This window comes from Lysinibacillus sp. K60, from assembly GCF_019731275.1.
GTDB lineage: Bacteria > Bacillota > Bacilli > Bacillales_A > Planococcaceae > Lysinibacillus > Lysinibacillus capsici.
The window spans coordinates 1-22,266 of sequence record NZ_JAASJR010000013.1 but is presented as its reverse complement, the minus strand read 5'-3'; the positions used below and the strand labels follow the sequence as shown (position 1 = coordinate 22,266).

The 22,266-nt window shown below is 37.1% G+C and carries 21 protein-coding genes and 2 riboswitches; of the genes, 16 read left to right on the top strand and 5 right to left on the bottom strand.

The window, feature by feature from the left end:
• The first annotated feature begins 90 nt into the window (after positions 1 to 90).
• The 4 genes from HCH28_RS21270 (at position 91) to HCH28_RS21255 (ending at position 3,639) form a co-directional block, all read left to right on the top strand.
• On the top strand, positions 91 to 591 hold the full coding sequence (locus HCH28_RS21270) for a GNAT family N-acetyltransferase (RefSeq protein WP_221682982.1): 501 nt from the start codon (positions 91 to 93) through the stop codon (positions 589 to 591).
• 109 nt (positions 592 to 700) lie between these two features.
• Positions 701 to 1,732 (top strand): Delta(5) desaturase DesA, encoded by a 1,032-nt coding sequence (desA, locus tag HCH28_RS21265; RefSeq protein WP_221682981.1) that lies wholly within the window; start codon positions 701 to 703, stop codon positions 1,730 to 1,732.
• Between the two features lie 130 nt (positions 1,733 to 1,862).
• Positions 1,863 to 3,011 carry a sensor histidine kinase gene (locus HCH28_RS21260; RefSeq protein WP_439331365.1) on the top strand — a complete coding sequence of 383 codons (1,149 nt, stop codon included), beginning with the start codon at positions 1,863 to 1,865 and terminating at the stop codon, positions 3,009 to 3,011.
• A 16-nt stretch (positions 3,012 to 3,027) separates the two neighbouring features.
• On the top strand, positions 3,028 to 3,639 hold the full coding sequence (locus HCH28_RS21255; RefSeq protein WP_004224461.1) for a response regulator transcription factor: 612 nt from the start codon (positions 3,028 to 3,030) through the stop codon (positions 3,637 to 3,639).
• Between the two features lie 44 nt (positions 3,640 to 3,683).
• On the opposite strand, the gene HCH28_RS21250 is transcribed toward HCH28_RS21255, so the two are convergent.
• From HCH28_RS21250 to HCH28_RS21240, 3 genes are all read right to left on the bottom strand, one after another.
• Positions 3,684 to 4,658 (bottom strand): proline dehydrogenase family protein, encoded by a 975-nt coding sequence (locus HCH28_RS21250; protein WP_048394992.1) that lies wholly within the window; start codon positions 4,656 to 4,658, stop codon positions 3,684 to 3,686.
• Positions 4,659 to 4,732: 74 nt separating this feature from the next.
• Entirely contained in the window at positions 4,733 to 5,485 is a 753-nt protein-coding gene (locus HCH28_RS21245; protein ID WP_221682980.1) for an ABC transporter permease, read from the bottom strand.
• On the bottom strand, positions 5,482 to 6,213 hold the full coding sequence (locus tag HCH28_RS21240; RefSeq protein ID WP_221682979.1) for an ABC transporter ATP-binding protein: 732 nt from the start codon (positions 6,211 to 6,213) through the stop codon (positions 5,482 to 5,484). Before HCH28_RS21240 ends, HCH28_RS21245 begins: the two co-directional genes overlap by 4 nt.
• 92 nt (positions 6,214 to 6,305) lie before the next feature.
• Between HCH28_RS21240 and HCH28_RS21235 the strand changes: the two genes are divergently transcribed.
• The gene (locus HCH28_RS21235; protein WP_221682978.1) at positions 6,306 to 6,815 is read left to right on the top strand and encodes a methylated-DNA--[protein]-cysteine S-methyltransferase; all 510 of its coding nucleotides are present in this window, start codon (positions 6,306 to 6,308) and stop codon (positions 6,813 to 6,815) included.
• A 169-nt stretch (positions 6,816 to 6,984) separates the two neighbouring features.
• Here the strand turns inward: HCH28_RS21235 and HCH28_RS21230 are convergent, their stop codons facing one another.
• Positions 6,985 to 8,283, bottom strand: a complete 1,299-nt coding sequence (locus HCH28_RS21230) for an ammonium transporter (protein ID WP_221682977.1) — start codon at positions 8,281 to 8,283, stop codon at positions 6,985 to 6,987.
• Positions 8,284 to 8,297: 14 nt separating this feature from the next.
• A complete protein-coding gene (locus HCH28_RS21225; protein ID WP_016995352.1) occupies positions 8,298 to 8,639 on the bottom strand; it encodes a P-II family nitrogen regulator in 342 nt (113 codons plus the stop codon).
• 312 nt (positions 8,640 to 8,951) lie between these two features.
• Here HCH28_RS21225 and HCH28_RS21220 point away from each other — a divergent pair, with 312 nt between their 5' ends.
• From HCH28_RS21220 to HCH28_RS21170, 11 genes are all read left to right on the top strand, one after another.
• Positions 8,952 to 10,412, top strand: coding sequence for a nicotinate phosphoribosyltransferase (locus HCH28_RS21220; protein WP_221682976.1), 1,461 nt, complete (start codon positions 8,952 to 8,954; stop codon positions 10,410 to 10,412).
• A gap of 18 nt (positions 10,413 to 10,430) precedes the next feature.
• On the top strand, positions 10,431 to 11,255 hold the full coding sequence (gene nadE / locus HCH28_RS21215) for an ammonia-dependent NAD(+) synthetase (RefSeq protein ID WP_221682975.1): 825 nt from the start codon (positions 10,431 to 10,433) through the stop codon (positions 11,253 to 11,255).
• A 159-nt stretch (positions 11,256 to 11,414) separates the two neighbouring features.
• Positions 11,415 to 11,735, top strand: coding sequence for an NAD synthetase (locus HCH28_RS21210; RefSeq protein ID WP_221682974.1), 321 nt, complete (start codon positions 11,415 to 11,417; stop codon positions 11,733 to 11,735).
• 206 nt (positions 11,736 to 11,941) lie between these two features.
• Positions 11,942 to 12,565 carry a hypothetical protein gene (locus tag HCH28_RS21205; protein ID WP_221682973.1) on the top strand — a complete coding sequence of 208 codons (624 nt, stop codon included), beginning with the start codon at positions 11,942 to 11,944 and terminating at the stop codon, positions 12,563 to 12,565.
• A gap of 148 nt (positions 12,566 to 12,713) precedes the next feature.
• Positions 12,714 to 12,908 carry a hypothetical protein gene (locus HCH28_RS21200; RefSeq protein WP_255601716.1) on the top strand — a complete coding sequence of 65 codons (195 nt, stop codon included), beginning with the start codon at positions 12,714 to 12,716 and terminating at the stop codon, positions 12,906 to 12,908.
• 194 nt (positions 12,909 to 13,102) lie between these two features.
• Positions 13,103 to 14,047 carry an AAA family ATPase gene (locus HCH28_RS21195; RefSeq protein WP_004230520.1) on the top strand — a complete coding sequence of 315 codons (945 nt, stop codon included), beginning with the start codon at positions 13,103 to 13,105 and terminating at the stop codon, positions 14,045 to 14,047.
• Positions 14,044 to 15,225: a DUF58 domain-containing protein gene (locus HCH28_RS21190; protein ID WP_221682972.1), complete on the top strand. Its 1,182-nt coding sequence runs from the start codon at positions 14,044 to 14,046 to the stop codon at positions 15,223 to 15,225. The genes HCH28_RS21195 and HCH28_RS21190 overlap by 4 nt, the downstream gene beginning before the upstream one ends.
• Positions 15,222 to 17,405 (top strand): transglutaminase TgpA family protein, encoded by a 2,184-nt coding sequence (locus HCH28_RS25510; protein WP_221682971.1) that lies wholly within the window; start codon positions 15,222 to 15,224, stop codon positions 17,403 to 17,405. Before HCH28_RS21190 ends, HCH28_RS25510 begins: the two co-directional genes overlap by 4 nt.
• A gap of 32 nt (positions 17,406 to 17,437) precedes the next feature.
• Positions 17,438 to 17,539, top strand: a riboswitch (purine riboswitch).
• Between the two features lie 156 nt (positions 17,540 to 17,695).
• Positions 17,696 to 19,249 carry a glutamine-hydrolyzing GMP synthase gene (gene guaA / locus HCH28_RS21180; protein WP_221682970.1) on the top strand — a complete coding sequence of 518 codons (1,554 nt, stop codon included), beginning with the start codon at positions 17,696 to 17,698 and terminating at the stop codon, positions 19,247 to 19,249.
• 174 nt (positions 19,250 to 19,423) lie between these two features.
• Positions 19,424 to 20,092 (top strand): MOSC domain-containing protein, encoded by a 669-nt coding sequence (locus tag HCH28_RS21175; RefSeq protein ID WP_221682969.1) that lies wholly within the window; start codon positions 19,424 to 19,426, stop codon positions 20,090 to 20,092.
• Between the two features lie 209 nt (positions 20,093 to 20,301).
• A riboswitch (purine riboswitch) is annotated at positions 20,302 to 20,403 on the top strand.
• Between the two features lie 131 nt (positions 20,404 to 20,534).
• A complete protein-coding gene (locus HCH28_RS21170; protein WP_004230532.1) occupies positions 20,535 to 21,836 on the top strand; it encodes an NCS2 family permease in 1,302 nt (433 codons plus the stop codon).
• Positions 21,837 to 22,266: the final 430 nt, after the last annotated feature.

Genomic DNA, 22,266 nt, shown 5'->3' with positions numbered 1-22,266 from the left:
AAAATAAGAGGAGATAGATAGTCTATTCAAGGACTGTCTATCTCTGTTTCTTTATAGAAGAAAACAATTTGGTTAAGGGAAGTGAGCAGAATGATACGATTCATGGAAGAAAAAGATATTCCTGAGGTTTTGGCTATCTATAATGATATTATTTTAACAAGCAAGGCTGTCTATCGATACGAAAAACAAACTTTTGATGAAAAAGTACAGTGGTTTAAGGAACAACAAGCATTAGATAATCCTTTACTTGTATTTGAGGATAATGGGCTTGTTGCTGGCTTTGCTACCTATAGTCAATTCCGTCCTTATCCAGGTTATAAATATACAATGGAGCACTCTGTCTATGTGCATAAAGAGCATTATCAAAAAGGGATTGCGACAAAGCTCATGAACAAGCTGATAGCGATGGCTGAAGAAAATGGTGTCAAAACGCTTGTTGCTGGTATTGATGGAGAAAACATTGGTAGTATTAAAGCACATGAAAAATTAGGCTTTGAATATGCAGGAACCATTAAAAATGCAGGCTATAAATTTGAACAATGGCTAGACCTTGAGTTCTATCAACTTCATTTGACTGGACCGAAATCATAAAAGGATATGACAAATGTCATATCCTTTTTGTGATGTTTGCGTCTGTTACTGACTTGTGTTCTTGTTTTATGATGAGATCATAAGAAAAAAAGAAACGAGGGAGTAAAAGATGGCAACTATTAAAGAAAAAACAAAAAAGTTACGCCAAGATGTAGCGCCATTTGCCAAATCAGATACGCGTAAAAGTGTTTTTCAGATTATAAATACAATTGTACCGTTAATTGCATTATGGGTGGCTGGTTACTTGTTAGTGGATGTATCACCTTGGCTAACAGTTGGCTTAAGTGCCATTTCAGCAGGTTTTGTCGTACGAACTTTTATTATTTTTCATGATTGTACACACGGGTCATTTTTCAAAAGTAAAAAGGCAAACGACTGGGTTGGATTTTTTACTGGGGTGCTAACATCATTCCCTTATGAAAAATGGAAACGTGAGCATACAATTCACCATGCAACAAGCTCAAACTTAGACAAGCGTGGTATCGGTGATATTGATATGATGACAGTTGAAGAATATATGCAAGCCTCAAAAGGGCAACGTCTATGGTACCGCTTCTATCGTAATCCATTTGTGATGTTTGGATTAGGCCCACTTTATATGGTTCTTGTCTTAAATCGTTTTAATCGTAAGGATGCGAAGAAGAAGGAACGTCTCAATACAATTTTAACGAATATTACCATTGTGGGAATTTGTGCCGCTTTAATTTTCTTCATGGGCTGGCAAGCGTTTTTATTAGTGCAAGGCGTTACTTTATTTATTGCAGGTTCTTTAGGAATTTGGTTATTTTACATCCAGCATACGTATGAAGATTCTTATTTTGAACACGATTCAGAGTGGGATTATGTGAAAGCTGCAGTTGAAGGAAGCTCGTATTATAAATTGCCAAAACTTTTACAATGGGTAACAGGGAATATTGGTTTCCATCATGTTCATCACTTAGCTCCTCGTGTACCTAATTATAATCTTGAAAAGGCACACAATGAGACACCGCCATTACACATGGCAACAACGATTACTTTACGTACGAGTTTAGAATCACTACGTTACAAGTTATATGATGAAGATCAAGGTAAATTTGTAACGTTTAAAGAAGTAAATGAAATTATAAAACGTAAAGAAAGAGGCAGTATTGCCGCTTAGTTGATAACAGCCATCTCTGCAAGAGAGATGGCTGTTTTATGTAAAGAGAGGACTATGGGTCAAAGCATCTACAGGCATAAATTTAATTTTCTTGTTATAATAAGGGAAAAGTAGGAAAGAGCGTGAGATTATGTTGAGGAAATGGCATAGTATTATTCCGAATAGTCCGATGCTCAGTGTATATTTGTGGATAATTTTTTGTTTCCTACCGTTTTTCTTCATTTTTAGGAAATCATCTTATATCGAAATATCGATAGGTATTACATTTTTAATGCTCTATTTTATCTTCTATCGATTTGCCATGAATTCGAAAAGCGGTTTAGTTTATATGTGGATTAGCTTTGAAATGGTCATAAATATTATTATGACCATCTTGTATGGCTATGTCTATTTGTCCATTTTCACAGCATTTTTTATTGGCAATATCCGAAGACCCGTCGGCTTTTATATTATGTATGGTCTACATATTGGATTTACAGTTATTTCAGCAGGTGCTGGATTCTTTGTAGAGCTCAACCTATTTTTATCACAGTTGCCTTTCGTTGTATTAACTATTTTAGCTGTTGTCCTTTTACCGCTAACGCTTTATTCCAAAAATAAACGTGAAAATTTAGAGGGACAGTTAGAAACAGCCAATGAACGTATTGCTGAATTAATTGTTTTTGAAGAACGACAAAGAATAGCTCGAGATTTGCATGATACATTAGGACAAAAATTGTCCATGATAGGTTTGAAGAGTGATCTAGCTTCTAGGTTGATTGAACGAGATCCCCAGCAAGCCTTGATTGAGATTAAGGATATACGCCAGACGGCTAGTATTGCCTTAAAAGAGGTTCGGGAATTAGTTTCAGATATGCGTACAGCAAAATTTGAAGATGAGATCATGCGTATTTCACAAATACTAAAGGCAGCTGAAATGGAGTTTGTCTTTGAGGGTGATAAAAACGCATTGCAAGTTCCACCACTTGTAGAGAATGTTTTATCTATGTGCTTAAAAGAGGCGGTTAATAATGTTGTCAAACATAGTGGAGCAACAAAATGTGAAATTGCTTTCCATCAAAATTTTAAAGAAGTTTATTTGGTAGTGCGAGATAACGGACAGGGTATTACGAAAAAACAAGCCTGGAGAACTGGTAATGGATTGAAAGGAATGCGGGAACGTTTAGAGTTTATTAATGGGTCCTTTAAAATTGAAAGTGTTGAGGGCACCACATTAACGGTAACTATCCCAGTAGCTATTACGCATCAGAATGTCAAAGACAATCTGAAGAACATATAGAAAAGAGGATTGTGACATGATACGAATTGTGATTGCTGAAGATCAGGGGATGCTATTAGGCGCGCTTCGCTCTTTACTTAGTATGGAGGAGGATATGGAGGTTGTTGGCTTAGCAAAAAATGGTGAAGAAGCATTGATGCTTGTGGAAGAGCATCAGCCTGATATTTGTGTTATGGATATTGAAATGCCGGTGAAAACGGGACTAGACGCAGCAGAAGAAATGCATAGCACTGGCTCAGGTTGTAAAGTCATTATTTTAACTACATTTGCTAGACCTGGTTATTTCGAACGTGCTAGAAAAGCGAGTGTCAGAGGCTATTTATTAAAGGATAGCCCTATAGAGGAGTTAGTGAGCGCAATCCGTACAATAATGGATGGTAAACGCATTTATGCGCCAGAGCTCGTTGATTTTGTCTATGAAGACGATAGTGAAAATCCTTTAACGGAGCGAGAGAGTCAAGTTCTGACACTTGTAGCAGAGGGCAAGACGACAAAGGAAATTGCTGCTGAGCTGTTTTTGTCTGCTGGCACAGTTCGTAACTATATTTCGACGATTTTAGAAAAACTAAACGTTGGTAATCGAATTGAGGCCATTGCACGCTTTAAAGAAAAAGGATGGAATAAATAAAATGAGAACCTTATCGCATCATAAGCGAAAAGGTTCTCATTTTTTTACTTATTGCGTTTAGTTAAACGACCAAGAACGAATGCACCTGCTGCTACTGCAAGAACAGTATTCGTTTTTTTCGTAAATACTTGTTTTGTGACAAGATTAAGGTTTTGAGGACGCTCAGCTAAACGGCGCATGAAATACCCGTACCAATCTTCGCCGAATGGAACGTATACACAGAAGTTATAGCCCTCTTTTGCAAGCTCTTTTTGCATATCTGTACGGAAACCATACAGCATTTGGAATTCAAATTTATCAAGCGGAATATTATGATCAGCTACAAAGCGTTTTACGTGCGCAATGATATTGTGATCATGAGTTGCGATTGATGTAAATTTACCGTTTAGTAGGTGATATTCAATCAACTCAATAAAGTTTAAATCAATATCTAATTTGTCTTGATAGGCTACTTCAACTGGCTCTTTATAAGCACCTTTTACGATACGTAAACGGTAGTCCTTAAATTTTTCAATATCATCTTTTGCACGGTAAAAGTATGATTGGATGACAGTACCAACATTATTAAATGTTTTCGATAATTCTTCCACCATATCGAAGGAAGTTTGTAGGCGTCCATAGTCTTCCATATCAAAGTTAACAAAGATATCATATGAAGCGGCTTTTTCTACAATCTCATACAGATTGTCATAACAAAAATCAACATCAATATCTAAGCCTAATTGAGATGGCTTTAATGAAATATGTGCAGCTACACCGTTTTCGTGAATAGCTTCGATCACAGTAAGGATTTTTTCTTTAGCAGCAGTCGCTTCTTCTTTACTTGAAACAAATTCACCTAGGTTATCTACTGTACAAGAAATATTATGTGCATTTAGTTCTTTGATACTTGCAATTGTTTCTTCGATATTTGTACCAGCTACTACACTTTGTGCTCCTAATTTTAGGCCATATTTCTTTGCAGCACTATTTAATAGTTGGTTCTCAGATAAGTGGATGAAAAAATCGCGTAATAACATGGTCATTCTCCTAACTGCATTTTCTTTTTAGTATAACATAAATTATTTAAACTATATTACATTCAGCCTAACAATTATTTCATATCAAGTATTTGCATACGTTCATTAAATAGTGCAGGATAACTTAAAAAGCCAATCATAACGCTGGATAATGTTGCAGTTGTTAAGAGAGCAAAGATAATTAAAAGTTGAAATTGGACTGCCTGAAGAGGGTCGGCTCCCCCAATAATTTGACCACTCATCATACCTGGTAGCTGTACTAGTCCGATTGTTTTTTGACTCTCAATCGTAGGAATCATACTAGCTTTTATGGCATTAATTAATTGGCGATGAATAGCCTGTTTTGGTGTGCCACCCAGGGATAGTATTAGTTCCATTTGATCCTTATGGTTAGTAATTTCAGCTGTAAAACGATTTAAGAACAAAATGGATAGCACCATGGAATTACCAATTAGCATCCCGCTAATGGGAATGATATACTGAGCAGTTGCTGGAACAATATGAAAGCCTAGCAAAACACCTTGTGTAATTATTTCTACCATGACAAGAGTCAGTGCTATCTTCCAGGTGATTCCTTTAATACCTACTCCTTTTTTTCGTGCGTTTAACGTGGCCACGACAATCATTAGTGCTACCATCAGGAAAATATAGCTATAACTATTTGCATCAAACACAAATTTTAATATATAGCCGACAGCAAGCAATTGAATGATGGAGCGTAATGTTGCAATAAGTGTATCTTTTTCAAGGTCTAACTTTAATATTTTGGATAGGAATAAAGGAATACAAACAAAAATTAATGTCAGTGATAAGGATGTAAACGTCATTTGTTTACCCCCTGTACAAACTCGGCAACACGTGGATTTGTTGGTGCATTGAGTAATGAACTTTTACCAGTTTCAACGAGCTCCCCATTCATCATAACCCATGTATAGTGACCAATCGTTAGCGCTTGTTGCAAATTATGGGTAATCCAAATCATGGTGACATTGTATTTTTTGTTAATGGTGACAATCAATTTTTCAATATCCTGTACGGATTGACGATCCAAAGCAGATGTTATTTCGTCTAATAATAAAATAGAGGATTGATTGATAAGTGTTCGAGCGATAGATACCTTTTGACGTTGTCCGCCAGATAGATCATTTGTAGATTGATGCAGGAAGCTTTCGTTTAACCCAACGTCCTCTAAATATTGAATAGCCTCCTGCTGCAAAAGTTTTTGTCCTTGCAGTGTACGGGGAAGAGCAAGATTCTCTAACACTGTACCTGCTATCATAGGAGCTGCCTGTAAAGCAATACCAACATGCCTTCTTAAAGCTGTTGGATCATATGTAGATATAGGTTGATTATCAACGAGTATATGCCCATTTGATGGTGAGAGAAGGCCATTACATAATTTAAGTAAAGTTGTTTTACCAGCGCCAGAGGGACCAACGAGAGTGGTGATTTGCCCTTTTGGAAATGACCCAGTAATTGACTTTAATATCATTTTGTCATTTACTGAAAATTGAACTTGTTGAAAGTGAATGGCAGGTTCATATAACATATTCATCTATTGAAACTCCTTTACTTTAGTTAGTAAAATAACTGTAGCATGAAATGACTGGAAGATGGTGTTGAAAAAAGAAAGAAGGGGATTTGGGAATGGAAATATTGTATTTCGATACATTAACCTATGCACAGGGTGATATGTATGTTGTGGCTTCAGACAAAGGACTTGTTTATATAGGTACACCAAATGCATCATTCGAAGAAGTAAAGGAGTGGGCTGATAAACCATTTAAAGGATATTGCTTTGAAGAGAATTCAGAAAAGTTGCTCCCATATAAAGAGCAGTTAACAGCCTATTTTAAGAAGGAACTTATTGAATTTAATCTTCCAATCCATGTGAAAGGGACAGCATTTCAATTAGCGGTGTGGGATGCATTAAAAGAATTACCTTATGGTACAACAACAACTTATGGAAATATTGCTCAACGCATTGGTAATCCCAAAGCGGTTCGAGCGGTAGGGACTGCTATTGGAGCAAACCCAATCCTGGCGATTATTCCATGTCATCGGGTCATTGGCAAAAATGGTCAATTAACAGGCTTTAGAAGCGGCTTAGCTATGAAACAATTTTTACTTGAGTTAGAGAAGGAATCGATCGATTGAAGTGGAAAATGTTAATCTCTTGCTAAATGATGGAAAGAGCGCTTTTTCTATAGACTTGATCACATCAAACAAAGTAACCTACTTCATCCGTAAATGAACGGTTTCCAATGTAGGAGTGCACCAAAAGAAATCTGCCCCATTATCCAGAGATAAAGGAGCAGATCACTAGCTATACATGTTGTTCTTCTTGAACATTGTTCTGTGTTTTACCGAGATGTGTTAAACGATGAGCGAAGGTTTCGCCTCGTACTGCGGAGCTTTTGAAAATATCTTGGTATTCGTACGCAGGCGTTCCGTGTTCCATTACATCTAATCCAGCAATTTCTTCTTCAGCCGTTACTCGTAATGGGACAAATGCTTTGATGATCAATAACCCTGCTGCTACAGATACACTAACCCAAGCAATAGTTGCAATAACGCCAATTGCTTGAATACCTAATAGACCAAAACCCCCACCATAAAATAAGCCTTGCCCACCAATATCAAGTAGGCCAACTGCCAGTGTTCCCCAAATACCACAAATACCATGAACAGCAATTGCTCCAACAGGATCATCAACTTTTAGCTTCCACTCTAGGAAGCGTACACCTTCCACAAGCAAAGGTGCAGCAATTAAACCAATGATAAGCGAGCCAAAAATGCTGACATTCGCTGCACCAGCAGTAATCCCTACAAGCCCAGCTAATGCACCATTTAATGTAAGAGAGCCATCGATATGTCCGTATCGAAATTTTGTATAGAAAGCAGTGGCAACGACACCAGCTGCAGCTGCAAAAAACGTATTAGCAATAACACTAGGAACTAGCTCTGGATCAGCAGCTAATGTAGAAGCACCATTGAAGCCGAACCAGCCAAACCAAAGTAAAAATACGCCTAATGCACCTAATGGAATACTGTGTCCTGTAATAACATTTACTCGACCATTTTCATATTTGCCTAGTCGAGGTCCAACCATAACTGCTGCGACAAATGCTGCAACAGCCCCTGTTAAGTGAACAACTGTCGAGCCAGCAAAATCAACAAAACCTAAATCTGTTAACCAACCTTGCCCACTCCAAACCCAGTGGCCTACTACAGGATAAACAACTAAAGACATAAGTATAATAACTCCAACATAAGCGAAAATATTAGTACGTTCTGCAACAGCCCCCGATAAAATAGTTGCTCCAGTTGCAGCAAACATTGTTTGGAAGATAAAGAAAGAAAGATCATCTACTCCTTTTAAAGCAAAGCCACTTGTGCCGAAAATGCCACCTACTGAGTCTCCGAACATAATGGCATAGCCACATAAAAAATAGACGATCCCACCAAGAGAAATAGTGAGAAAATTCTTCATGATGATATTGACTGCATTTTTTGAGCGGGTAAATCCAGCCTCAACCATAGCAAAACCTGCATGCATAAAGAATACTAAAATAGTGCCAAGCATCACCCAAATTAAATTAACAGATAATAGTACTTCATCCATCTATATCGCCCCCTTTATTCTACTGCAATCGACCCGACTTCTTTTGTTCGGATACGAATTGCTTGTTCTACTGGATAAATGAAAATCTTCCCGTCCCCAACTTTACCAGTTGCTGCTTCACGCAATAAAATCTCTACAATGGCATCAACTTTGCCATCGTCTACAATCATTTCTAATTTTAATTTAGGTAAAAATTCAATTTCATACGTATTGCCGCGGAAGAGTCCTGTTCGACCTAGCTGACGACCACAACCAGCGATTTCTGAAACGCTTAACCCTGCAATTCCTTCCTGTGCAAGACCGTCCCGAACTGCTCCAAAAACTTCAGGACGAATGATTGCTTCAATTTTTTTCATGTGTACCAGCTCCTTGCGTGAATTTAATTTACATGTTAAAACGGTATTAAAAACAGTGCAATTGTTTTTTTAGATTCTATGTGAGGTTATTTTACATTAAATATTTCTAGTCCCGAAGTATTTTAGAAAAAAGGTTTTTATAAAGGGAATGAAAGCGGTATTAAAATTTGTGTCTAAAATGTGTACAGTTCTAAATTTTCTGACTATTAATGTTAGAAAACCTAACATCTATAAGAGGGAATGTAATACGCAAGAATTTGGGTATATAGTGTATACTAGGACTAATTATCAAAGCGGAAGAAGGGGTTTCTTTTGAGATCAAACTATGCAGATGATAGCTTAGCGCTACACACAGACTTATATCAAATCAATATGGCAGAATCCTACTGGGCGGATGGCATACATAATAAAAAAGCAGTTTTTGAATTGTATTTTAGAAAATTACCTTTTGGTAATGGCTATGCCATATTTGCTGGGTTAGAGCGAATGCTTGATTATCTACGTGATTTTCATTTTAGTGAATCGGATATTGCGTATTTACGTGATGAAGTAGGTTATAAAGAGGACTTTATCCAGTATTTAAAGAACATCCGATTTACAGGAGATATGTATTCCATGGTAGAAGGGGAACTAGTTTTCGCTAATGAACCAATTGTCCGAATCGAAGCTCCATTAGTAGAGGCGCAGCTAATTGAAACAGCATTACTTAATATTGTTAACTATCAAACATTAATTGCTACAAAGGCTAGCCGTATCAAACAAATTATTAAAAATGAAGTGGCGATGGAATTTGGTACAAGGCGTGCACAAGAAATGGATGCTGCTATTTGGGGAACACGTGCAGCGTTTATCGGTGGTTTTGCTTCCACAAGTAATGTTCGAGCAGGTAAGCTTTTTAAAATTCCTGTCTCTGGTACACATGCCCATGCATTAGTACAAGCTTATAAAAATGATTATGATGCATTCCATGCTTATGCTAAACGTCATCGCGATTGTGTGTTTTTGGTAGATACTTATAATACATTGAAATCAGGGGTGCCAACTGCTATTAAAGTAGCTAAAGAGCTAGGAGACAAAATTAACTTCATTGGCATACGTTTAGATAGCGGCGATATTGCTTTCTTGTCGAAAGAAGCTCGCCGTATGTTGGATGCTGCAGGCTTCCATGATGCCAAAATCATTGTCTCAAACGATTTAGATGAATACACCATCTTAAATTTAAAAGCTCAAGGAGCAAAAGTGGATGTTTGGGGAATCGGTACAAAGCTTATTACAGCTTACGACCAGCCTGCATTAGGTGCAGTATATAAAATGGTGGCTATCGAGAATAGCGAAGGGCAACTTGAAGATACGATAAAAATCTCAGCTAATGCGGAAAAGGTATCAACGCCAGGCTTGAAAAATGTCTATCGTATTATCGATAAAAAGAATGGAAAGGCAGAAGGAGACTACATCACAATGCACGATGAAAATCCTCAAGCTGAGGAACGTATCAAAATGTTCCATCCGATTCATACGTTTGTCTCAAAGTTTGTTACAAATTTTGATGCCAAAAATTTACATCAGCATGTTATTAAAAATGGAGCGATCAACTATCAAAACCCTACATTAGAGGAAATGCGTGATTACGCGGCGGAGAATTTAGAACTGTTATGGGATGAATATAAGCGTGCCATGAATCCTGAAGAATATCCAGTCGATCTCAGTCAAAAATGCTGGGATAATAAGATGCGTAATATTGAAGAAGTGCATGCGATGGTTAAACGAATGTGAAAAGGAGTGACAGGTGCAATGACTTTACAGCAACAAATTATTGAGGAATTACGCGTATTGCCTAACATTGATGTACAGGGGGAAATACGTAAATCCATTGATTTTTTAAAGGAATATGCAAAACGCCATAGTTTTGTAAAAGGGTTTGTTCTTGGTATTTCTGGTGGTCAAGATTCAACATTAACAGGTAAACTAGCGCAATTGGCGATTGATGAATTAAATGCAGAAGAGGGAGAAATGAAGTATTCGTTTTTCGCTGTACGATTACCATATGGCGTACAAGCTGATGAACAAGATTGCCAAGATGCCATTGATTATATAAAGCCAACGAAGGTTTATACAGTAAATATAAAAGACGCAGTGGATGCTAGTGTGAGAGCTCTAACAAATGCAGGTGTTGAGCTGAATGACTTTGTGAAAGGGAATGAAAAGGCTCGTGAGCGTATGAAGGTCCAATATTCCATTGCTGCAATGAATGGAGCGGTTGTATTAGGAACAGATCATGCTGCGGAAGCTATTACAGGCTTCTATACAAAGTTTGGTGATGGTGGAGCAGACTTGATGCCAATCTTTCGTTTAAATAAACGACAAGGAAAGCAATTGCTAGCAGAACTTCAATGCCCTGAGCATCTATATAAAAAGGTGCCTACAGCAGATTTAGAAGAAGATCGTCCCTCCTTGCCAGACGAAGTGGCGCTAGGTGTGTCGTATGATCAAATAGATGATTATTTAGAGGGGAAAGAAATTCCAGAAGAACCTCGCCGAAGATTAGAAGGGTATTATTTGCGTTCCCAACATAAGCGTCATATGCCAATAACAATATTTGATGATTTTTGGAAGTAAGATGAGTGAAAAGGGTTATAAAGAAAGTGTTTCTACTTTTAAAAATAGCTCTTTTCACTCTTTTTTTATGCATTATGGTTCTATGTTGTTAATTGTCAGCATATAATGTCGATATAATTACCTATAAGGATAGTAAAATGTAGAGGAGGGTAACTTTTTATGAGGACTTCTAGAGTGAGTGGAACGACAAGTAGTGTTTTTCGGCAGGAACAACAATATTTACATGCTGGTGATCTCAGCCATAACTTTGGGCAAAATCCACAAAAGCAATTTCGAAATAGATTACAAAAAAATAAAGAGAAGACGTACAATTCAACAACTATTTCTGTAAATTCACAACAGCAGCAACCGATTACACCTATCCATGTAGATAATGCTAGTGATTTGGAAATTCGCCGTGAATTAAATGAAACGGCACTAAAGCTCAGTCGTTTAAACAAACAAAAGAAGCGACTCAATAGTTATCGTTCTTCCATATAAGCTAAACTCTCCACATCAGTGTGGGGAGTTTTTTATTATTGAGGAGAAGTAAGTGAAAGCACTAAATTCAAAATATTTGAAGTGAAGATGTTCATGGAATGTTCAAGGTAATTTTTCCATTTCTTCACAGCGATTTTTAACTAATTTCACAACTAATCTGTAATGTAGGATATGGCAACAAAAAACTAAACTTGGAGGATAAAGTTGTGAAAAAATTATGGTTACCTGCACTAATATTATTATTTGTACTTGCAGCTTGTGGTAGCGAAAAAAAACAGGTAGAAGAAAAGGAAATTGAGCAAGAAACTACGAAAAATGAATCAGAAACCGTGCAAGTTGCTTCACTAGTAGATACACGGTTACAAGAGCCAGAAGAAGATACAATTTGTGAAATGTGTAATATGAAAGTTTATATGAAAGACCATGAGATGGGTGTATTTTCAGCACAGGCAATAAAAGAAGATGGAACAATTGCTTTTTATGACGATATTGGCTGTTTATTAAATGCGGAGGTTGCTAATGAAGAAAAAAACGAAAAATTTGTACGTGATTTTGTAACGAAAGATTGGGCAAAGATTGAAGATGTAACAATTATAAAAACGGAACTGAAATCTCCGATGAACTGGGGCTATATTTATTTCGTGGACAAGGCTGAAGCAGATAAATATATGCAAGAAAATTCGAAAGCTTATGAGGAGGAACTACAAAAAATTAAAGATGATGCATTGGAGAGACGTAAGAAAATGATGCAAAAAAAGGCTGAGGATGAAAAAGATGCATCCGGTTCTATGCATTCGAATGAGATGAATCAAGAAGGGCACAGTCATTAAATCATAGACTAGGGGAAATCCTCTAGTCTTTTCTTGCTGAATGAGGAGGTAGAAAGTGATGAAGCAAATCGTGTTGTTCTTTTTGTTTTTTCTATTTACAAGTCAAACGGTATATGCGGAATATGGATAGCACAGTTGAAAAAACATGATGTTGGAGGAGAAAGAAAAAGGCAATACGGTTATCTTCTCTACTCATTTGCTGTCTTTTGCTGAAGAAATAGCAGGTGATGTATTAGTTTTACATGAAGGTGAAATTATCATTTCTGGGGCGATAACTGAAATTTTCTTACAAGAAAATTCTACATCTTTAGAAGAAATATGGATAAAAAGATTGAATTTGTAACATTCTAATGGATAATGACGTTATATAATAAGGATTAGACTTGTTTGGATGTTATCAAACAAGCCTTTTTTATGAATGTTCGTAGGAAGTGGAAGTTTCAGATAATTGTTTTACAGGACAGATTTCGCTATGCTTATATTAAGTTTGCTTGCAATTCACACAATTGCTTGATGGAATGGGAGGCTTTTCGATTAATGAATGCTCAAATACAGAATGTTTTAGAAAATATAGAAAAAGTAATGATTGGTAAAAGAGAAGTTGCTGAGCTCAGTATTGTCGCATTATTAGCAAGGGGACATGTTTTGTTGGAGGATGTACCTGGAGTAGGAAAGACAATGATGGTGCGAGCACTTGCAAAATCTTTTGATGCACAATTTAAGCGTATTCAATTTACGCCAGATCTATTGCCATCAGATGTAGTCGGTATTTCTATTTATAACCCCAAGACAATGGAGTTTGAATTTCGTCCAGGGCCGATCATGGGGGATGTTGTATTAGCCGATGAAATTAACCGAACGTCTCCGAAAACTCAATCAGCCTTGTTAGAGGGGATGGAAGAGGCTTCTGTTACAATCGATGGGAAAACGCTGATGATCAATCAGCCATTTTTTGTTATGGCTACACAAAATCCGATTGAACATGAAGGTACCTATCCTTTACCTGAAGCACAACTAGATCGATTTCTCTTAAAGATAAAAATGGGCTATCCATCTAGGGGGCAGGAAGTTGAAATTTTACGAAGAGCTGAGAATGGTAAAGCCATTGAAAAAATCGAAGCAGTATTAACAGTAGCTCAATTAATCGAATTACAGGAGCTTGTTCAAGGTGTGTATGTAGAAGATTCTGTTAAAAATTATATGGTGGAGCTTGCTACTCTAACAAGGGAAAATAATTATGTCTTTTTAGGTGTGAGTCCACGTGCCACAATAGCGCTAATGAAAGCTTCACAGGCTTACGCATTTTTGAAAGGACGAAGCTATGTTACCCCTGATGATGTTCAATATTTAGTGCCATTTGTTTTTAGCCATCGTTTAGTTTTAAAACCAGATGCACGCTATGATAACGTGACAGCAGACGAAATTATCCAGCGTATCATTGCTAAAACACCAGTTCCGACAAAGAGGTTTGCAGAACAATGAGGCAATGGAAAGCTTTTGTAGAAAAAAGTAAACATTTCCTATTAATCGCTTTCTTGATGATCGTAACGTTTTGTTATGCAATGTTCCAAGGTGGATTTGTTAGCTGGTTTGTATTTTTTACGGTTAGTCCGTTTTTAGTATATGCATTCATGTTCTTTGTCGTTAGAGAAGATATTTTACTAATCGAACGCAAAATTGACCCGATTCATATAGAACGAGGTCAATCAGCGAAGGTGCTTATTACGATAGAACGTAAAACACGTTTTCCATTTGCCTATATCGTAATGGAGGAACTTGTGGATAGTGAGGGATTAGTGCAAGCTAAAATCCAAAATGCGAATGCCATAAAGTTCGTTGGATTTAAAAAAAACTTTAGCTGGCAATATGAATTGGAAAATATGCCACGCGGTGAACATCGCTACCTAGGTGTTACAATTGTTTTCTACGATTTTTTTGGCTGGGCTAAAAAGGTTGTCGTAGCAGAAAAGGACCAAACTATTTTAGTTTACCCAAGAGTACAAGAGATGAAATATGCTGCGCTTCAAACAAAATTTGATGTTGGCCCGATGATGTCACCATATTCTATAGTGAAGGACACATCCATGGCTGTTGGATTAAGAGAGTACGTTCCAGGAGATCGTTTTTCTTGGATTCATTGGAAATCATTTGCCCGTACACAAAAGTTGCAGTCTAAGGAATTTGAGGATCGACAATCATCAGAACTAATGTTAGTGCTAGACGCTACGAAATCCTCCATGTTTGAAGAAAAAGTGGAATTAGTAGCTTCAATGCTACAGATGATCGTTAAGGAACGAGGAGATTTGTCATTTATTTCTGCTGGAGAAATAACGAAAGTATTCCCTGCTATACAGGGGGACAAGCATTTAGATCAGGTTATGTATCATTTAGCTGCGATAAAACCTATGGAGAATGTCAAGTTTCGATTTCATGATCAACAAGCCTTTAAGCAAGTTGCAACACTGCTTTACGTGACAAGTGATGTTTCAGATGAATTACTACATACTCTTGCAAATATAGTGAAAAGCTGTATTTGTTTTGTAGTGGCAAAGCAGCCGCCAGTGCAATCTGAGCTTGCGATGCGGTATAAACATATTCAAGTTATTTATGTAAATCCAGCAGATTTCTATCATTTATTCACGGAGGTGATGAGACCGTGAAGCAATCATTAGGCGAATTTTTAGAATTAGCCCTAGCTTATGTTATTGTATTTTTCATTTTGCGTGAATGGCTTATTCCCATTATGCAATTAACGAATACAGGTGGGATGCATCTTTTCTTAGTGTTTATCGGTATGTCTTTAGCGCTAAGTCTTTTCCGCGTACATCCATTGCTATCAGGATTAGTGAAGCTTGGTTATATTACCTGGTTTATCGTTTTTATCTATAGCCCTAGTCCTGTATTATCTGGTGATACATTGCCTTTTTTATTGGCTGAATGGAAAGGAAACATGGCCACGATTCTAACAGGTGACTTTGGACAGGTTTCAGATGTTTTCAGAACAGTATTATTCCTTGTGTTGATTTGGATGCTAGTTTATTTAATTCACCATTGGGTTTCGGTGCGAAAAAATATATTCTACTTCTTTGCCATGACCGTATTCTTTATTGCTACTTTGGATACATTTAGTGACTATGATGGTAAAGCGGCAATTGTAAAAGTTGTTGTTTTAGGATTAATCATGACAGGTGTTCTTTTTGTCAAGCGTCTATGGCTTCAAGTGGAAACTACAAGTACGGCAATGGAGAAATGGAAAATTGTTATTCCCATGCTAGTATCTGTATTGCTCATTAGTTCTGTAGCATTTTTTTTACCAAAGACTGGACCAACATGGGCAGATCCTGTGCCGTTTATCCAAGGGGTTACTGGGCAAGATGGAAATGGAAATGGTCAAAAATCAGTTGGTTATAGCCAAGATGATAGTCAGTTAGGTGGTCCGTTCCAAGGAGATAATACTTTAATTTTCACTGCCTCTTCTCGTGATCGCCATTACTGGCGCATTGAAACGAAAGATACGTATACGTCAAAGGGTTGGATTGTTTCAGAGGGGAACTTTGGGAAAAATGTTTATGAGTCAAATACACCCATTCTGACTTCCTTACAAGTCGGGCCACCCGAAAATGAACGTCAGATTCAATTAGATATTGCTGTTCCAATGCCATTTTTATTTCAAACATATGGTATGCTCTCTGTTTCGGCTCAAGATGCCACTCTATTTATTCAGGATGAGCAGACTGAAAGAATGAATATAGAACAAGAGGTAGGGGAATCGAAATCATTATCAAACTATTCATTGTCTTATAGTGAACCTGTTTATAGTATGGAGCAGCTCCAATTGTCATATCCAGCAACACTTGAAACAATGGATTCTTCCTTTGATCGATTTTTGCAGTTACCAAACCAACTTCCTCAACGTGTAAGGGACTTAGCTTCTGAAATAACGCAAAAGAAAGATACGGTTTATGAACAAATTAAGGCTGTAGAAAGTTATTTTAGAACAAATGGTTTTAAGTACGATAAAACGCAAGCCGCCATTCCTGCTGAAAATCAAGATTATGTCGATCAATTTTTGTTCGATACAAAAGTAGGGTATTGTGATAATTTCTCCACGTCAATGGTGGTACTTTTACGTTCAGTAGGGATCCCAGCTCGTTGGGTAAAAGGTTTTGCACCAGGAACTGCAGGCCCCATGTCAGATGGATTACGCGAATATCGCATCACGAATGACAATGCGCACTCATGGGTAGAAGCTTTTATACCTGGAACGGGATGGATGGAGTTTGAACCTACAATCGGTTTTTCCGGCAACGTCAACATTGATTATGATATCCCGTTAGATACGTCTGACGAGGAAGAAGTAGTGCAGCCAGAACAAAAACCTGAGGAGCCACAACCACAAGAACAGGTAACCGAGAAGGAACAACCGAACTCAACATTTAGCTTTGATGCATTGTGGTTATGGATGAAAAAGTTTGCTTATGTTTGGGTGATAATTGCTGTATTATTAATAATCACGGGTATTTCTTTATTCTTACAGCGTAAAACGTGGATTCCAAAGATGCATGTTCGAGCATACCGTAAAAAAGTAGCAGATTGGTCAAATTTCGATTCTTCTTACCATGTTTTACTGAAGCAATTATCTCGTATTGGCTTGCGCAGAAAAGATGGAGAAACATTAAGTGCGTTCGCAGAGCGTGTAGATGCAGCATTAGAAACGGATGAAATGCAAAAGCTGACGGTAGTCTACGAGCAACATATTTATGGGAAAGACAAAGAAGATGTTGATTTTGTGAAGCTGAAAGAAAGTTGGGAATATTTAATCAATCGCACTATCAGTTGATTTTAACGTAGACAAAGAGTAAAATGAAAAAAATTAAATGCAAGGATTGCTTTCATATAAGTTCGATAATAGGGTTCGGATGTTTCTACGAAATCACCTTAAATGATTTCTCTATGAAGGCGGATGTTTTCGTTAGGTGAAAAGTATAGTAAGTCACTTTACTTTGCTACGCATTCGCCTTTATCAATATTCTAGAGCTTATGAACGCGTAGAAAGTTTTTTTACTTTCTTCGCGTTTTTCTTTGAACACATGAAAATATCCTTTAAAAATAATAGAAGAGGTGGAAATTTTGACAGCTAGCCCTTTATTAAGAGAGCAAGAAAAAATCGTTGTACTAGACTTCGGTAGCCAATTTAACCAATTAATTACACGTCGTATTCGTGAATTTGGTGTTTTCAGTGAATTACATCCACATACGGTAACTGCAGAAGAAATTAAAGATATGAACGCAACAGGTATTATTTTCTCAGGTGGTCCAAACTCTGTTTATGATGAAAATGCCTTTCATGTGGATCCAGCTATTTTCGAATTAGGTTTACCGATTTTAGGTATTTGCTATGGTATGCAATTAATGGCACATACAAACGGTGGTAAAGTTGAAGGTGCTGAAACACGCGAGTATGGTAAAGCCGAAATTCAAGTAACAACACCAAACAAATTATTTGGTGAGTTACCTACAGAACAAATCGTTTGGATGAGCCATGGTGACCATGTAACAGAAGTTCCAGCTGGATTTGAAGTCATCGCAACTAGCGCATCTTGTCCGATTGCTGCAATGGCAAACGTTGAACGTAAACTATATGCTGTACAATTCCATCCAGAAGTACGTCACTCTGTATATGGTAATGATCTATTACGTCAATTCGTATTCGACATCTGTGAAGCGAAAGGCGATTGGTCAATGGCAAACTTCATTGAGCTTGAAATTGCAAAAATTCGTGAAATCGTTGGCGATAAAAAAGTATTATGTGCGCTTTCTGGTGGTGTAGACTCATCAGTTGTAGCGGTGTTAATCCATAAAGCAATCGGCGATCAATTAACTTGTATGTTCGTAGACCACAACTTAAACCGTAAAGGTGAAGTTGAACAAGTAATGAAAACATTTACAGAAGACTTTGACATGAATCTTATTAAAATTGATGCACGTAAACGATTCATGGACAAACTTGCTGGCGTTTCTGATCCAGAGAAAAAACGTAAAATTATCGGTAATGAATTCATTTATGTATTTGATGAAGAGGCATCTAAACTTGAAGGTATGGATTTCTTAGCACAAGGAACTCTTTACACAGATATTATTGAATCTGGTACTTCAACTGCACAAACAATCAAATCACACCATAACGTTGGTGGTCTTCCTGAAGATATGCAATTCCAACTAATCGAGCCACTGAAAACTTTATTTAAAGATGAAGTACGTGCGCTAGGTTTAGAGCTTGGACTTGACGAAAAAATCGTTTGGCGTCAACCATTCCCAGGTCCTGGATTAGGTATCCGTGTGCTTGGTGAAGTAACAGAAGAAAAATTAGAAATCGTTCGCGAATCTGATTTCATTCTACGTGAAGAAATCGCCAAAGCTGGCCTTGATCGTGATATTTGGCAGTACTTTACGGTATTACCTGATATCCGTTCAGTTGGTGTAATGGGCGATGCTCGTACGTATGACTATGCAATCGGTATCCGTGCCGTTACATCTATCGATGGTATGACTTCTGACTGGGCGCGTATTCCTTGGGATGTACTTGAGAAAATCTCTGTCCGCCTTGTAAACGAAGTAAAACACGTGAACCGCGTGCTGTATGATATTACATCTAAGCCACCAGCAACGATTGAGTGGGAATAATAGCAAAAGCCCTAAAAGCCCTGAGAGGTTTTTAGGGCTTTTTTTGATGTAATTCCCTCTGAATTTATTGCTAAATGAAGTATCTCAACTTCAAAAATTGCTGGTAAAGTGTTGTATGTAGTAAACTAAATGAATGCACAAGAAATTATACTATTCAGATTAGGGGGGATTTAAATGGAGAAAAATAAACCAATGATTCATACATTAACGGTTGGGATGCCAAAAGAATTGATTGATAGTAAAGGGCGTTCAATGATTACAGGGATTGAAAAGCAACGAGTGCAAGAAGTTTATTTGTCCTCTCAAGGCTTTGAAGGGGATGATGTAGCTGATAAGAAACATCATGGTGGCCCTGATCGAGCAGTTTGTTTATATCCTGCGGAGCATTACATACAATGGGAACAGGAACTTGGAAAAACGTTACCCATTGCGGCATTTGGCGAAAATTTAACCGTAACAAATATGTTAGAAGCAGATGTTTGTATTGGTGATATTTATAAAATTGGAGATGCTGTCATTCAAATTACACAGGGACGTATTCCATGTAGTACGATTGATAGATATACGGAGGCAAACACATTACTCAAACGTTTAATTGAAACGGGCTATACAGGTTTCCTTGCGCGTGTTCTTGAAGAAGGGACAATCTGTGCAGATTCAACAATTGAACTTGTAGAAAAGCATCCTGCACGTATCTCTGTTCTGTATTGCAATGAAGTGTACTTCAAAAACAATGATGCAATCGCTATGAAACAAATACAAGCAGTAGATGCATTAGCAGACGATTGGAAAGAAAAATTAGAAAAAAGAATTCAAGTCTTGCAAAGTAAAGTGATGAGTTAAAACATAAGTTCAAAAGGAGGATCCTCTAGAATTTCTAGAGGATTTTTTCATTAAACTGATTGGTGGAATGTTCAGCACAAAGCCTCTTTAGTAATGTATTTAATAGAACCTGAACATTAAATAAGAATTTTACACGAACTTTCGTATTTCTTTTTAGAAAAATGTTCGGAAATAGGGTTGAAATCTAAAAAACGAAATGATATATTACGAATGTAAATTAAATACGTCGTCGTATAATGTCGGGGATAAGGCCCGTGAGTTTCTACCAAGTTACCGTAAATAACTTGACTACGATTTAGGTTTATACATAAACGTATAAACACTAATTTGTTTCACACACTAATTGTGATGAAATATATCGTAGACATGCGACTAGTAGAGTAGTCAGCGTGTCTTTTTTGTTTTCGATATTGAAGACGACCATATGGAGGATTTTTTGATAATGAAAAAATATTTCATGTTCGATGAATTAGGAACTAATTATCGCCGCGAAATAATAGGCGGTATTACAACCTTCCTTGCAATGGCATATATTCTAGCTGTTAACCCAGGTATTCTAGAAAATGCAGGGATGGATAAAGGTGCTGTTTTCGTAGCTACAGCATTAGCAGCAGCAGTCGGTTCTTTGATTATGGGGATTTTCGCTAAATTCCCGATTTCACTTGCTCCTGGGATGGGGTTAAATGCATTCTTTGCATTTACTGTAGTCGGAGCATACGGTATTCCGTGGCAAACTGGTTTAACAGGTGTGTTCTTCTCAGGGATTATCTTTATTATTTTATCTTTAACTGGTATCCGCGAAACTGTTATTAATGCTATTCCAGTACAACTTAAATATGCAGTTTCTGCAGGTATTGGTTTATTTATCACTTTTGTTGGTTTACAAGGAGCAGGGATCATTGTTGATAGCCCAGCTACTTTAGTCACTTTAGGAAGTTTCACAGGCGCTACATTATTAGCGGTATTCGGAATTATTCTTTCGGTTATTCTTATTATTAAATTGCGCAGTATCGGTATTTTCTTAGGAATGGTGATTACTGCAGTTATTGGGATGATCACAGGTATCATTGATCCTCCAACAGCCGTTGTATCAGCTATTCCAAGTGTAGATTCTACATTCATGGTAGCACTAGAACCACTTGGTGACTTCGGTACATTATTTAACGTGAAGTTTTTAGTAGTAGTGTTAACATTCTTGTTTGTTGATTTCTTTGACACAGCAGGTACTTTAATGGCTGTAGCGACACAAGCAGGTTTAGTAAAAGATAATAAATTACCGCGTGCAGGACGTGCCTTAATGGCAGATGCACTAGCAACAACTATCGGTTCTTTATTTGGTACGTCAACAACAACAGCGTACGTAGAGTCAACTTCTGGAGTTGCTGCAGGCGCTCGTTCAGGATTTTCAGCAGTTGTAACAGCAGTACTGTTCTTAGTTGCATTATTCTTCTCACCATTACTAGCGGTAGTAACACCAGCAGTTACTGCTCCAGCTTTAGTCATCGTAGGGGTACTAATGGTATCGTCCTTACGTTTAATTGATTGGGACAAATTCGAAATAGCAGTACCTGCATTCTTTACAGTGTTAATGATGCCACTTGGTTATTCAATTGCTACTGGTATTGCAATTGGTTTTGTATTCTACCCAATTACAATGTTATTAGCAGGTCGTAAAAAAGAAATTCATCCAATGATGTATGGTCTTTTCTTTGTTTTCCTTGCATACTTCATTTGGGTACGTTAGTTAAACAGACACCTTTAATTGTTAGTAAGTTGCTAACAATTAGAGGTGTTTTTTATTGAGTTGATCCAAAATAAAAGAAGTTATTATTTTTACATTTATATAGAAGAAACTCAGTTTTAAATAATGCGAATAGTTTTACTTTAATGAAACACTTGCAAACTTAAATTTGTGATGATATATTTAAACACGTTGTTACGAAATAAACGAACAACTTAAAAAATAGTAACATAAACAGTTGACAGCGAGTTAACATTATGTTAAATTATAAAAAGTTACTTAGTGTAACTAGTAAATGAACCTTGAAAACTGAACAAGCAAAACGTAATCAATAAAGTTTTAAGTAGCTAGTTTTACTAGTGAACGAAACACAATTTTGGACATCAAACATGATGCCAGCAAAACAATTTGAGCTAATCAAATTTCTTTTATG

Bases quoted from the DNA above. Each gene is read 5' to 3' on its own strand.
- HCH28_RS21270 (WP_221682982.1), top strand. From the start codon at position 91: ATGATACGATTCATGGAAGAAAAAGATATTCCTGAGGTTTTGGCTATC.
- desA (WP_221682981.1), top strand. From the start codon at position 701: ATGGCAACTATTAAAGAAAAAACAAAAAAGTTACGCCAAGATGTAGCG.
- HCH28_RS21260 (WP_439331365.1), top strand. From the start codon at position 1,863: ATGTTGAGGAAATGGCATAGTATTATTCCGAATAGTCCGATGCTCAGT.
- HCH28_RS21255 (WP_004224461.1), top strand. From the start codon at position 3,028: ATGATACGAATTGTGATTGCTGAAGATCAGGGGATGCTATTAGGCGCG.
- HCH28_RS21250 (WP_048394992.1), bottom strand. From the start codon at position 4,658: ATGTTATTACGCGATTTTTTCATCCACTTATCTGAGAACCAACTATTA.
- HCH28_RS21245 (WP_221682980.1), bottom strand. From the start codon at position 5,485: ATGACGTTTACATCCTTATCACTGACATTAATTTTTGTTTGTATTCCT.
- HCH28_RS21240 (WP_221682979.1), bottom strand. From the start codon at position 6,213: ATGAATATGTTATATGAACCTGCCATTCACTTTCAACAAGTTCAATTT.
- HCH28_RS21235 (WP_221682978.1), top strand. From the start codon at position 6,306: ATGGAAATATTGTATTTCGATACATTAACCTATGCACAGGGTGATATG.
- HCH28_RS21230 (WP_221682977.1), bottom strand. From the start codon at position 8,283: ATGGATGAAGTACTATTATCTGTTAATTTAATTTGGGTGATGCTTGGC.
- HCH28_RS21225 (WP_016995352.1), bottom strand. From the start codon at position 8,639: ATGAAAAAAATTGAAGCAATCATTCGTCCTGAAGTTTTTGGAGCAGTT.
- nadE (WP_221682975.1), top strand. From the start codon at position 10,431: ATGACTTTACAGCAACAAATTATTGAGGAATTACGCGTATTGCCTAAC.
- HCH28_RS21210 (WP_221682974.1), top strand. From the start codon at position 11,415: ATGAGGACTTCTAGAGTGAGTGGAACGACAAGTAGTGTTTTTCGGCAG.
- HCH28_RS21200 (WP_255601716.1), top strand. From the start codon at position 12,714: ATGTTGGAGGAGAAAGAAAAAGGCAATACGGTTATCTTCTCTACTCAT.
- HCH28_RS21195 (WP_004230520.1), top strand. From the start codon at position 13,103: ATGAATGCTCAAATACAGAATGTTTTAGAAAATATAGAAAAAGTAATG.
- HCH28_RS21190 (WP_221682972.1), top strand. From the start codon at position 14,044: ATGAGGCAATGGAAAGCTTTTGTAGAAAAAAGTAAACATTTCCTATTA.
- HCH28_RS21175 (WP_221682969.1), top strand. From the start codon at position 19,424: ATGGAGAAAAATAAACCAATGATTCATACATTAACGGTTGGGATGCCA.
- HCH28_RS21170 (WP_004230532.1), top strand. From the start codon at position 20,535: ATGAAAAAATATTTCATGTTCGATGAATTAGGAACTAATTATCGCCGC.